General features: G+C 70.6%; 15 protein-coding genes. 7 read left to right on the forward strand and 8 right to left on the reverse strand.

Annotated features, from left to right (window positions below; translation table 11 throughout):
- Positions 1 to 123 precede the first annotated feature (123 nt).
- The 3 genes from Q7F20_RS15825 to Q7F20_RS15835 all read left to right on the forward strand — a co-directional run bounded on the left by Q7F20_RS15825 (position 124) and on the right by Q7F20_RS15835 (position 1,632).
- Positions 124 to 597 carry a hypothetical protein gene (locus Q7F20_RS15825; RefSeq protein ID WP_305741028.1) on the forward strand — a complete coding sequence of 158 codons (474 nt, stop codon included), beginning with the start codon at positions 124 to 126 and terminating at the stop codon, positions 595 to 597.
- A 73-nt stretch (positions 598 to 670) separates the two neighbouring features.
- Entirely contained in the window at positions 671 to 928 is a 258-nt protein-coding gene (locus Q7F20_RS15830) for a hypothetical protein (protein WP_305741029.1), read from the forward strand.
- Positions 929 to 1,173: 245 nt separating this feature from the next.
- Positions 1,174 to 1,632, forward strand: a complete 459-nt coding sequence (locus Q7F20_RS15835; protein ID WP_305741030.1) for a hypothetical protein — start codon at positions 1,174 to 1,176, stop codon at positions 1,630 to 1,632.
- A gap of 67 nt (positions 1,633 to 1,699) precedes the next feature.
- Here the strand turns inward: Q7F20_RS15835 and Q7F20_RS15840 are convergent, their stop codons facing one another.
- Positions 1,700 to 2,068 (reverse strand): hypothetical protein, encoded by a 369-nt coding sequence (locus Q7F20_RS15840; protein ID WP_305741031.1) that lies wholly within the window; start codon positions 2,066 to 2,068, stop codon positions 1,700 to 1,702.
- A gap of 152 nt (positions 2,069 to 2,220) precedes the next feature.
- The gene (locus Q7F20_RS15845; RefSeq protein ID WP_305741032.1) at positions 2,221 to 2,622 is read right to left on the reverse strand and encodes a GNAT family N-acetyltransferase; all 402 of its coding nucleotides are present in this window, start codon (positions 2,620 to 2,622) and stop codon (positions 2,221 to 2,223) included.
- Positions 2,623 to 3,035: 413 nt separating this feature from the next.
- Between Q7F20_RS15845 and Q7F20_RS15850 the strand changes: the two genes are divergently transcribed.
- On the forward strand, positions 3,036 to 4,247 hold the full coding sequence (locus Q7F20_RS15850; RefSeq protein ID WP_305741033.1) for a Fic family protein: 1,212 nt from the start codon (positions 3,036 to 3,038) through the stop codon (positions 4,245 to 4,247).
- Positions 4,248 to 4,266: 19 nt separating this feature from the next.
- Here Q7F20_RS15850 and Q7F20_RS15855 read toward each other — a convergent pair whose 3' ends face one another.
- The gene (locus Q7F20_RS15855; protein WP_305741034.1) at positions 4,267 to 4,656 is read right to left on the reverse strand and encodes a hypothetical protein; all 390 of its coding nucleotides are present in this window, start codon (positions 4,654 to 4,656) and stop codon (positions 4,267 to 4,269) included.
- 86 nt (positions 4,657 to 4,742) lie between these two features.
- On the opposite strand from Q7F20_RS15855, the gene Q7F20_RS15860 reads away from it, so the two are divergent.
- Positions 4,743 to 5,078 (forward strand): DUF4190 domain-containing protein, encoded by a 336-nt coding sequence (locus Q7F20_RS15860; RefSeq protein ID WP_305741035.1) that lies wholly within the window; start codon positions 4,743 to 4,745, stop codon positions 5,076 to 5,078.
- Between the two features lie 3 nt (positions 5,079 to 5,081).
- On the opposite strand, the gene Q7F20_RS15865 is transcribed toward Q7F20_RS15860, so the two are convergent.
- Genes Q7F20_RS15865 through Q7F20_RS15880 form a run of 4 tightly spaced genes read right to left on the reverse strand, consistent with a single transcriptional unit; the run spans position 5,082 to position 8,480 of the window.
- Entirely contained in the window at positions 5,082 to 5,657 is a 576-nt protein-coding gene (locus Q7F20_RS15865; protein ID WP_305741036.1) for a TetR family transcriptional regulator, read from the reverse strand.
- Between the two features lie 31 nt (positions 5,658 to 5,688).
- Complete coding sequence (locus Q7F20_RS15870) at positions 5,689 to 6,465, reverse strand: sulfite exporter TauE/SafE family protein (protein WP_305741037.1); 777 nt, start codon at positions 6,463 to 6,465, stop codon at positions 5,689 to 5,691.
- A gap of 22 nt (positions 6,466 to 6,487) precedes the next feature.
- A complete protein-coding gene (locus Q7F20_RS15875) occupies positions 6,488 to 8,023 on the reverse strand; it encodes an LCP family protein (RefSeq protein ID WP_305741038.1) in 1,536 nt (511 codons plus the stop codon).
- A gap of 55 nt (positions 8,024 to 8,078) precedes the next feature.
- Positions 8,079 to 8,480: a MerR family transcriptional regulator gene (locus Q7F20_RS15880; RefSeq protein ID WP_305741039.1), complete on the reverse strand. Its 402-nt coding sequence runs from the start codon at positions 8,478 to 8,480 to the stop codon at positions 8,079 to 8,081.
- On the opposite strand from Q7F20_RS15880, the gene Q7F20_RS15885 reads away from it, so the two are divergent.
- Positions 8,479 to 9,375, forward strand: coding sequence for an NAD-dependent epimerase/dehydratase family protein (locus Q7F20_RS15885; RefSeq protein WP_305741040.1), 897 nt, complete (start codon positions 8,479 to 8,481; stop codon positions 9,373 to 9,375). The two genes, Q7F20_RS15880 and Q7F20_RS15885, sit on opposite strands and share 2 nt — an antisense overlap.
- Positions 9,376 to 9,415: 40 nt before the next feature.
- Here the strand turns inward: Q7F20_RS15885 and Q7F20_RS15890 are convergent, their stop codons facing one another.
- Entirely contained in the window at positions 9,416 to 9,907 is a 492-nt protein-coding gene (locus tag Q7F20_RS15890; protein ID WP_305741041.1) for a MarR family winged helix-turn-helix transcriptional regulator, read from the reverse strand.
- 89 nt (positions 9,908 to 9,996) lie between these two features.
- On the opposite strand from Q7F20_RS15890, the gene Q7F20_RS15895 reads away from it, so the two are divergent.
- Positions 9,997 to 10,788: an SDR family NAD(P)-dependent oxidoreductase gene (locus tag Q7F20_RS15895; protein ID WP_305741042.1), complete on the forward strand. Its 792-nt coding sequence runs from the start codon at positions 9,997 to 9,999 to the stop codon at positions 10,786 to 10,788.
- The last annotated feature ends 52 nt before the right edge of the window (positions 10,789 to 10,840 follow it).

The following is a 10,840-nucleotide window of genomic DNA, read 5'->3' on the forward strand; positions in this document are numbered from 1 at the left end:
GGGAGTGAGCAGAAATGGTTGCCTCCCGGACTCGGAGGCGACCATTTCTGCTCACCAACGTGTCGACAGGCTCGCCATTGGAACGCCGACGGTGCCGCGCACCACTCATCGAAAGGTACGAACGTGACCACGCGTCAGCGGCGACTTCGGGTAGGGGTGGGACTACTCGCCGTCGCTACCGCCCTGGGTGGCTGCACCGATACTCACGGTGACCCGTCCCCTTCGAAGACGAGCACGCCGGCATCGACGCCGTCGGCGGCCGCGTCTGCTTCTCCGGCGCCGGTGGTCCACTTGGAGCCGGCCGACGGCGGAGTGACGGTGATCGACACCGTGGACGACCAGCAGGGATCGTCGTTCCTCGGAGTGTTCACTGCGGAGGAGCGCTTCGCGTTCGTCTACGTCACCTGCTCGGGCCCGGGCAACATCGATCTCGTCGTCAAACCCCTGGGGACGTACCAGCTCGACTGTGACCAGACGGGAGCGGGGTCGCCGAACCAGTTCGAGGTGGGCATCGGTGCGTCCTACGCCGTGACCATCAACGGCCGAGACGGCCAGACATGGGCAGCGACCATCGCAGAGAGTGACACGGGGAACTGATCTCGAGACCCGATCGCGCCCGAAGCTGAGCGGCGACCGAGGTGAGGACGGACTCCTCGCCTACCCTGAGTTCGTGACCGACACTCGACGACTCGTCCTGCTCGCCGGAATCTTCGCAGCAGTCGCAGGGGTCGTGAGCGGTACCGGCGCAATCCTCCTCGTCGTCTACGCCGCGACGGACAGTACCTTCCCCTTCGGCGCCGCGCTCCTCGTGTTCGGCGGCGCGCCGTTCCTCTTGGTCGGCGTCACCCTCGCCGTAACAGCCGCGGTCGAGCGCCGAGGTGCCGCAGAATCGAGCCTGACGGGGGTTCGACGCCCTCATCGACACTGAATGCCTCCTCTGGCTCTCGGGCCGACCGGCTGTCGAGATCTCGCCGCGTCCGCGCCCGTGCCCGTGCCCGTGCCCGTGCCCGTGCCCGTGCCCGTGCCAGTGCCCGTGGGCGCAAGATGGGGGATGTGCGTTTCGACACCGTTCTGGCCGAAACCGACGCCCCGACCCTCCGGGCGGAGGTCGCCGCGCTCCGGCGCCCTGCTCGACGACTCGCTCGCGGGGTCACTCTGCTACGGGGTGGCTCGGTGCAACCGCAGCAGTTCCAGCTCGTCATCGACGAGCGCGACGAGAGCTGGACGTTCGATCGGCAGGGCGACCGTCACCGCGACCAGTACGCGGCAGGTGTCCTCCACTCGGTCGACGGGCCAGTGGAAATCAGCTTCGGCCGCAGCGGCACGGGAGCTCCTCCGGTTCGACTGCTCACCCCGGAGCTGCTGCCCGTGTGGGGCTCGCCCGCGAGCTTCGCGCCGGTCCTGGTGCAACGGATCCACGGGCACTGGCTGCTCCTGACCTGCGAACACGAGCGCGACCCGGCGGCCCGCGTGACGGTGGTCATCGACGAGCGGAACGGCGTCGCGCACCGCTGGTACGGCACGACCGAAGTCACAGTGCTCACGGAGGTCCGAGCGATGGATGACGATGAGCCGACACCGCCGCGCCCCCGCTTCTCCCGCCTGTCGGAGTGGCCAGCGCTCGACTACTGAGGCCCGCGCACCGTATCGCTCACCGGTGGCTCGTGGTCGCCCTTGCGAGATGGCGAAGTTGAAGGCCCTACGTGCGGGTGAGGGTCTTGAGGAGAACGACGGCGAGCGCGGTCAGCAGGAGTGTGCAGCCGAGGCCCGTGATCGGGTACAAGACTCCGCTGGCCCGGTAGCGGCGGTGAATACCGAGCCCACCCCCAGTGATGACTGCAGCGAAGCCACCGAAGAGGGTGAGGCCCATGCTGCTGTACCAGCCCGCATCACCGCAGGTTTCGGTGCGGGCGGCGCAGGTGTTGTACGAGATGAGGCTCTCGTTGAGGATGAACCCGACGCAGACGATCGCCGTGAGCAGTCCGACGACGATGACCACCCAGATGAGGGCGAGGTTCCACAGCGCGCCGCGGTCACTCAGTGGTGCGCGTCGAGTGCGGGACGCCATCATGACTCCTCAGCTCGTTCGTTCGCCGAATGTCAACAGGATGTCATGCGACGGTCAGATCCGAGTGCAGGGTCGACCAACGGCGGCCGGTTCTCGGCCTGGTAGGACCTTTTCGTGACTTCGTTCGATCGCGCGGCTCGATCGGGGATCGGCTAGCGAACGCCCACCACGTCCATGCCCGGTCCGCCGTCGGGCCGCCGCTCGAAGCCGTGACGCTCGTAGAACGCAGCCCGACCATTCGCTGCAAAGAGCTGCAGGTCGTTCACGCCCCGGCGACGCGCCTCATCTACCAGGCGCGCGAGCACTTCGGCGCCGATGCCTGCCCCGCGAGCTTGTTCGGTCACGATCATCTCCGTGACGAAGGCGTGAAGCGCCCCGTCGCTGATGAGCCGGCCCATCCCGATCAGGCGGCCAGCGTCATCCCGAACGGTGCAGACGACCCAACTCCCGGACAAGGCCCGCTCGAAGTGGTCGAGGGTCCAGTCAGCCCAACCGGTCTCGTCATAGAGCGCCTTGAACTCCATCGCGGTCGGAGCGGAGAAGGAATAGTCCATCCCAAGACGCTACTGCGGCATCGTCCCGACAGCCGGTCGTCCACCGGTAAACGGCCGGCTGCGACAGCCATGACGACCTGCCCGCCTCCTTCCTGACCCGAGGTTTCCCACGCGACTGTCCCGCGAGAATGCCCGGTGAAGGGGCGCGGCACTTCCCGTCAGGGCGCGGCAGCGCGGGCTTCAGATCGCTGCACGCCTCCCGCTCGATCATGTTCCCGCCGAGTGCTGTGTCCAACCCAGCGGACAGGCAAGCGGGCACGGCGCGCTGCTCCGGACTCGCCGCGGGACGTTCGCTGGCTCAGAGAGCACCGGGGAACGAGCTCCGACGACAAGTCGATGGCGCGGTGACGGAAGGGAAGACAGGAAGTCAGATGCTCGGCATGAGATTTTCTGAGATAATGAAGCATCACAGAATGACCGAGGTCCGAATCATGACATCGCTTCCCGAGGAGTGGCCGTCGCTCGAGTTCGAGGATCTGCAGTGGCAGAGCCGCTACGCAGAGCACGGCACCCGGGCCGCGCGCCGACACACGACGACAGAGCCGTACCGAGCGGCGGTGCCCCCCGAGATCGCGCACCGTTCCATGCGACTGTCCGACGCCGTGGCGGTCCTCGCAGACGAGGCATCGACAGCGCTCACGCGCTTCGATGAGTCGCTGGGGAGCGAGGTAGCGCCGTTCGCCCCGTTGCTGCTCCGCTCCGAAGCCGCTGCTTCCTCGCAGATCGAACACCTGACGGCGAGCGCACGACAGATCTTCACCGCCGAACTCGGCGGTGTCGGAAAGCGCAACGCGAGCGAGATCGTGTCGAACACCCGTGCGATGCGGACCGCGATCGAGTTGTCGGACCAGCTCACGACGGAGACCGTGCTGGCCATGCACGAAGTGCTGCTCCGCGGTGACAGCCGACACGAAGCAGGCCGGTTCCGTGAAGAGGCCGTGTGGATCGGCACGAGTGGGCGGACACCGGTCGGCGCCGACTACGTCGCGCCGGCCTGGGAACGGGTCCCGTCCCTGGTCGAAGACGTGATGGAGTTCGCCCGCAGGCTGGACCTCCCCAGACTCGCGCAGGTGGCGGTGACGCACGCGCAGTTCGAGACCATCCACCCCTTCACCGACGGGAACGGCCGCACCGGGCGAGCGCTCCTCCAGTCGATGCTCCGGTCGAACGAACTCACCCAGAACGTGACCGTGCCGGTCTCCGCGGGCCTGCTGACCGACACCGCGGGCTACGTCCGAGCGCTCACCGACTACCGCCGGGGAGACATCGAGCCGATCATCCGCCTGGTCGCCGAGGCCTCATTCGAAGCGATCGGCAACGCTCGCGAACTCGTGGACGAGATCTCGTCGATCCGAACGCGGTGGCGGACCGCCGTCACGGCTCGTCGCGACTCCGGCATCTGGCAGGCACTCGATGTGGTCGCCCGGCAGCCCGTACTCAACGCATCGACCCTCGCAGCCGAGATGGGAGTCGAACCGAAGAACGTGTACCCCCACCTCGACCGACTCGTCACCGCCGGCATCCTGACGAAGAAGAACGAGTACCAGCGGGGCGTCCTCTTCCGGAACGACGAGGTGCTGGGGGCGCTCGACGCCTTCGCCGCACGCGCCGGACGACGGGGCTGATCGATCGGCCGCGCTGGCGTCAGTACCAGCGGCGGACGAACTGCTCCAGAACGTTCTTCACGACCTGGACCGGACCCGGCGCGGGCTCTCCGCTGTCCCGGCCGATCCGACGGAGCAGCTCGGCCTGTGCGTCCTCGTACTCGGTGACCTCCTCTGCGGAGTAGTCCGACGGCGGGACGGTCCGGACGGCACTCACCGCCTCGAGCCGCTCCAGCCCCCACCGGAACCCGACCGGGTCCGGCGCCGCCTCGATGAGTGCCGCGAGGGCTGCGTCCGAGTAGGTCCCCCGGGGGTCGGCTGCGGCGGAGATGAAGTCCGTCAGCCCGCGGAGCGCCGGCCCTGAACCACCGGCACGCATGTGCACGCGCCGCGCTCGACTGCAGAGGTCGTAGAGGAGTCCGTCGTCCACGGACCGAGCGTGGCACACCGCGGTGCCTCCCGCCACCAGGACTGGGTACTCCCCCGCGGATCGCCCTGCTCGTAGGCTCGGTCGCCGTGACCGACACCGCTCCCGGCTCCCCCGCGACCGCCACCCACGCCGACGCCGTTCCCGCACCGATCGCTCCGCTGAGCCTGATCGCCGTCGTGGCCTTCGCGCTCGCGTTCCTCGCGCCGGTCGGCGGGATCGTCGTCGGGTTCATCGCCCGCCGCGAGGTCCGGCGCACCGGCGAGCGCGGCGACGGGATGGCCTTCGCGGCGGTGCTCATCGGCGCCACACTCACGCTCGTCACGGTCGTGCTGCCGGCCGCTGTCGCCGCGTCCGGCTTCCTCGGGTCGGGCGTGCCGTTCGGACTCGGCCTCGGCCTCCTGCCGTTCGGCGAGGGGTCCTGACCGTCAGCTGCCGACGAGTGACGTGACCGCGTCGACGACGATCTGCCGCCGCCGAGCCGGGACCACCGCGCGCGTCAGGGCCTCGGACTCCGGTGAGCCCTCGCTCCAGAACGCCGCGAGGTGCAGCACGAGGCCGAGCAGCACGGCCGGTCGGTAGTTGCGCGGCAGGACGCCGGCCCGCTGCGCCCGCTCGACCTCGTCGACCATGGCGGTCCGACGGCCGAGGACCGCCTCGAGCGGTGCGGCCGACCCCCGCTCGAGCCGGTGCCAGGTGGCGAGCCGCTGGGCCCACGGTCGCTCGGTCCAGGAGTCGTGGAGCCGCCCCGCGAACCCGGGCAGGTCCTCGGTGTCGAGCGGGACGGTGTCGAAGGTCTCGGTGACGGTCTGCTCGACGAGGGCGTCGAAGAGCCCTTCCTTGCTGCCGAAGTAGTGGAAGACCTGCGCCTTGTTGCTCGACGCGGCGGCGGCGATCCGCTCCACCTTGCCGCCGATGAGCCCCGCAGCGGCGAACTCGTCGCGCGCGGCGAGCAGGAGGCGTGCGCGCACGGCGTCGCTGGACGGCGGTGTGAATGGTGCCATACGCACCACCGTACCGATCCGACCCCGCGGGTCAGGACGACGAGACCGTGACGAACAGGTACACGGCGAGCGCGGCCGAGCAGCACGCGATCGCGATCCGGAGGGCGCCGTGCGGCACGCGCCGTGCGACGGTCGGCCCGAGCAGCCCGCCGATCACCGCTCCGGCGCCGAGCGCCACGGCGGCGGACCACACGACGTGTCCGGACACGGCGAACACGACGGCAGGCAGCAGGTCGGCGGCGAGGAGCAACACGTTCTTCAGGGCGTTCGCACGGTGCAGGGACGGAGCGCCGGTGAGCAGCAGGACGGCGATCATGAGCACACCGGAGCCGGCGCCGAAGTACCCGTTGTAGACGCCGACCCCGACGATGCTGGCTGACGCGCCACCGGTCGGCGCAGCAGTGGCGTCGACGATCGGCCTCCGACGACGACGGTCGATGAGCGGCTGCAGCAGGAGGAGGACTCCGCCGGCGAGCACGAGGAACGGAACGATGCGGTCGAAGACGTGCGCCGGCGTGACGACCAGGAGCACCGCACCCGCGAGCGACGCAGCCACGGTCGTCGGCATCCAACGACGCAGGACGGTGGGTTCGGCGCGGACCTCGTGCCGCGCGCGGAACGCGGAGCTCGCACCGCTGCCGATGAGCGCGACGGAGTTCGTGACGTTCGCGGCGAGCGGTGGGACCCCGACGGCGAGCAGCGCCGGGTACGCCACGAGCGAGGTGATCCCGCCGGCGGTCCCGATGACCCCGGCCACCACGCCAGCGACGACGAGGATCCCGACGGTCAGCACGCTCCATGCTGACACGTCGCAGCGGTCGGCGGCGGGATCAGTTGATGCAGGCGCCCTGCTCGCCGTACGCGCTGCCGACCGGGGTGGACGACGGGGTGGCAGCCGGCGCGGACGAACCAGACGCACCGGAGCCGGACGCACCGGACCCCGACGAACCAGACGTACCGGAGCGGGCAGCAGAGCCGGAGGCCGCGCCGGACGACCCGGACCGGGCTCTCCCCGCAGCAGCGACCGTGTGTCCGTCGGTCCCGAGCACGAGGGTCACCCCGGACACCGTGGTCGAGCGCACCGCCGTGGCTCCGGGGACGGCGGCGACGACGGCCTTCGCCTCGGCCTCCGCACCCTTCGGGTACTCGACGACCGTCGCCGCCGTGGTCGTGGTGTCGCTCGGCGCCCCGACGACGAACCCCTTCGCCGTGAGCGCTGCCGAGGCCGCCGTGGCGCCACCGGGCGTCGAGCCGCCGTTCTGCACCGACACGTGCACGCTCGACGGCGTCGCGGCCTTCGCCTCGGTGTAGGCCGCCGGCGCACCCACGATGCCCTGGATGAACGCGGGCATCGCGGCGAAGTCGACCGCCACCGTCGAGTAGCCGTCGATGGTCGGCGTCCCCGAGGTGGGGATCGTCGTCGACCGGATGCTCGACAGGTCGATGCCGCGGAACGTCGAGACGAGGCTCGGGATGCTCAGCCCGTCGTCGATCTGCACCGCGTCACCGACACCGTGCAGCAGCTCCGACACCTTGACCGGGTTGAGGAGGGTGCCGGCGGAGAGGACCTTGCGGGCCTCCTGCGAGAGGAAGTACTGCTGACGGACCTCGCGGTCGAGGTCACCGCGCGGGAGCCCGTCCCGCTGCCGGACGAACGAGAGCGCCTGCGAGGCGTTCAGCGTCGATCTCCCCGCGGGCAGGTCCACGTTCGAGTTCGGGTCGTGCGCGGCTTCGTTCAGGCACACCTGGATGGGCCCGAGCGCCTTCACGAGCTGGTAGAAGCCGAGCAGCGAGACGCGCACGAAGTGGTCGATCTGCAAGCCGCTGATGTTCTCGATGGTCTGGATGAGGAGGCGCATGCCGCCGGCGTCGCCCCCGCCGTTCGCCGCTCCGTCCGAGAACGCGCTGTTGAGCTTGAACGTGCCGTGGCCGGGGATCGGCACCCACGAGTCCCGCGGGAACGAGATCATCGTCGCGCTGCCCCCGCCGGCGGGGATGTGCAGGACGATCATGGTGTCCGTGTTCGTCGCACCGCCGTCGAGCTGCGTGCCGAGCTCGGCGAGCTCCTGCGGGGTGGCGTCGGCCGGCCGGTGGTCGTCCCCGACGAGCAGGATGTTCTCGGCCGCCCCGTCGACGTCGGCGGACGCCGAGGGGTGCGGGAGCGCCACGTGCACCTTGGTCACCGCGCTGTCGAGCTGCGCGTACGACCAGGCCGCGTAGCCACCGGTGAGCACGAGTGCCATCGCGAGCACGCCGCCGATCGCCGGGAAGAGGGTGCGGGCGGTGCGCCGCTGTCGGCCGTGGCGCACGGCACCGTCGCCGCTCGGCACGATCGGGCGCTGGTCCCCGTCAGGTTCGTCATGCATGGCGTCACCCTAGGGTGGACGGCTGCACACGTCGGGGATCTGCCTGCGGAACGGTTCAGCGTCCGACGCGCGAGAGCGACTCCGACAGTGCGTCCCTGGTCGCGAGGAGCCGCTGCGCCCGCGCGTCCATGTCGTCCCGGATCGCGACGACTTGGTCGACGATCCCCGGGCACTGATCCTCGACCTTCCTGCCCCGTGTGCAGGGCAGCACCTGCTCGATGAGCGCCGTCGGCAGCCCGAGGTCGAGGAGCATCCTGATCGTGCCGACGGTCTCGACGTCGGACGCGTCGTACTCGCGGTACCCGTTCGCCCGCCGCTCCGGCCGGATGAACCCGAGCTGCTCGTAGTAGCGCAGGGATCGGGCACTCGCCCCGCTCGCCCGGCTCAGCTCGCCGATCTGCATCGCTGCTCCTCGCTTGACCTTGACACTGATGTCAGAGTTTAGCGTGCCGACCATGCAGATCTTCGTCATCGGCGGCACCGGCTACTTCGGCTCGGTCCTCGTCGAACACCTCCGTACCGCCGGTCACGCCGTCACCGCGCTCGCGCGCTCCGAGCAGAGCGCCGCTCGCCTCCGGGCAGCCGGTGCAGAACCAGTCGCCGGTTCGATCACGGACACCGCGGTGCTCCGTGCGGCCGCCGCCGCGGCCGCCGACGCCGTGGTGTACGCGGCCTCGGACTACACACCGACCGCGCAGTCGACCGAGGACGAACTCGCCGCCGTCAGGGCAGTGACCGAAGGAGCCGCCGGAGCCGCAGCGAAGCCCGTCGTCTACACCTCCACCGGACTCGTCTACGGCTTCGACCCGGTGGACGTCACCGAGGACGCGGTCCTCCCCGAGGTGAGCGCGCAGCCGGTCAAGGCGCAGGCCGAACGGATCGTCCTCGGCACCGCCGGCATCACCGGGATCGCCGTCCGCGCGGGGCTCGTCTTCGGTCGCGGTGGGACGGGTCTCGTGACCGGGCTCATCGAGGCGGCCGCCACGAACGGCGTCGCGACGTACATCGGGGACGGTTCGAACGCGTGGTACCCCGTGCACGTCGACGACCTCGCCGACCTGTACGTCCGGGCGATCGAGCACCCGGTCGCCGGCGTGTTCAACGCGGTCGGGTCCGTGCCGTTCACGTTCCGGGAACTCGCCGGCGCGATCGGCGACCTCACCGGCACCCCGAGCGTCTCCGTCCCGCTCGAGGCGGCCGAGGCGCAGATGGGCCCCGGGGTGCGTGCTCTGACGACGTCGACGCACCTCCTCGCGACGAAGGCCCGGTCCGCCTACGGCTGGCGGCCATCGGACCGTTCGCTGGTCGAGGACGTGCGGCACGGGTCGTACACGCTCCCACCGCGCCCCTGACCCCGTCGGGACCGGCCGCCCGAGGTTCGGGCCCTGCCGCTCACCCGACCGGCGGGGTCCAGACGGGTGTCCCGCTCACGGCCTCGGCGATGCGCCGCGCGGCCACCCCGAGCTGCCGCGCCTGGGCCGGCGTCAGCGCATCGAAGACCACCCGCCGCACGAGCGCCTGGTGCGCCGGCGTGGACGCCTCGACCTGCTCGTGCCCGCTGTCCGTGAGCACGGCGAGCGTGAACCGCCCGTCCGCCGGGTCGACCACCCGGCGGACCCAGCCCTTCTGCTCCAGCCGCGTCACCGCGCGGGACAGGCGCGAGAGGGTGCAGCTCGCGGCCGCGGCGAGCACGCTCATCCGCAGCGTCCGGTCGGGTTCGCAGTCGAGGGCGAACAGGACACCGTGCTCGAAGTGCGTCAGGCCGCTGTCCCGCTGCAGCTGCGCGTCGAGCGCGGTCGGCAGTCGTTCGAGCACGGTGGCGAGGGCGGCCCAGACCTCGAGCTCCTCGGTGCTGAGCCCGGCGGCAGTGGGTTCGTCCGGCATGCGGAGAGCCTACCGTGACTTGCTCAGGCAAGTAAACATGAATACATTGACTTGCCCAAGCAAGTGAATCGACATGGCAGGAGTGCGGAGTGGACCTCGACATCAGGGGCAGGACGGCGTTCGTCAGCGGCTCGACGCAGGGCATCGGGTACGCCGTCGCAGCGACCCTCGCGGCCGAGGGAGCGCGGGTCGTGCTGAACGGGCGGGGACGCGCCGGGGTCGATGCCGCCGTCGCCCGGTTGCGAGCGGCGCACCCCGGCGCCGAGGTGTCCGGGATCCCGGCGGACTTCGCCGACCCGGCCCAGGTCGACGCGCTGCTCGGACGCCTCCCGGAGGTCGACGTCCTCGTCAACAACGTCGGCCTGTTCGGCCTGGCCGAGTTCGGCGCGGTCGACGACGCCGAGTGGCAGCGGTACCTGGACGTGAACCTGATGAGCGGTGTGCGACTCTCCCGGGCGCTGCTCGACCCGATGCTCGAGCGCGGTTGGGGCAGGATCGTGTTCGTCAGCAGCGAGTCCGGCGTGAACGTGCCCGTCGACATGGTGCACTACGGCGTCACGAAGGCGGCGGTGATCGCGCTCGGCAACGGCCTCGCGAAGCGGACCCGCGGGACGGGCGTCACCGTGAACACGGTCCTGGGCGGCCCGACCTGGTCCGACGGGGTCGCGGCCACGGTCAGGACGATCGCGGCCGCGCAGGATGCTCCGGTCGAGGCGGTGCGCCAGGCGGTGATCGAGCAGAACCGCACGACCCTGCTCGAACGGTTCATCCGGCCCGACGAGATCGCGGACCTCGTCGCCTACCTCGCCAGCCCACGGGCGTCCGCCACGAACGGCGCGGCGGTCCGCGCAGACGGCGGGGTGCTCACCGGCATGCTCTGACCCGGCCCCTGCCCGACGGTCGGACGGGAGGCGCGGTGCCAGCTGGCACCGC

This window comes from Curtobacterium sp. A7_M15 (genome assembly GCF_030705415.1).
Classification (GTDB): Bacteria; Actinomycetota; Actinomycetes; order Actinomycetales; family Microbacteriaceae; genus Curtobacterium.

Coding starts and splice junctions, on each gene's coding strand:
- Q7F20_RS15840 (WP_305741031.1), bottom strand. CDS start 2,068: ATGGCGTCCCGCACTCGACGCGCACCACTGAGTGACCGCGGCGCGCTG.
- Q7F20_RS15845 (WP_305741032.1), bottom strand. CDS start 2,622: ATGGACTATTCCTTCTCCGCTCCGACCGCGATGGAGTTCAAGGCGCTC.
- Q7F20_RS15850 (WP_305741033.1), top strand. CDS start 3,036: ATGACCGAGGTCCGAATCATGACATCGCTTCCCGAGGAGTGGCCGTCG.
- Q7F20_RS15865 (WP_305741036.1), bottom strand. CDS start 5,657: ATGGCACCATTCACACCGCCGTCCAGCGACGCCGTGCGCGCACGCCTC.
- Q7F20_RS15875 (WP_305741038.1), bottom strand. CDS start 8,023: ATGCATGACGAACCTGACGGGGACCAGCGCCCGATCGTGCCGAGCGGC.
- Q7F20_RS15885 (WP_305741040.1), top strand. CDS start 8,479: ATGCAGATCTTCGTCATCGGCGGCACCGGCTACTTCGGCTCGGTCCTC.
- Q7F20_RS15880 (WP_305741039.1), bottom strand. CDS start 8,480: ATGGTCGGCACGCTAAACTCTGACATCAGTGTCAAGGTCAAGCGAGGA.
- Q7F20_RS15890 (WP_305741041.1), bottom strand. CDS start 9,907: ATGCCGGACGAACCCACTGCCGCCGGGCTCAGCACCGAGGAGCTCGAG.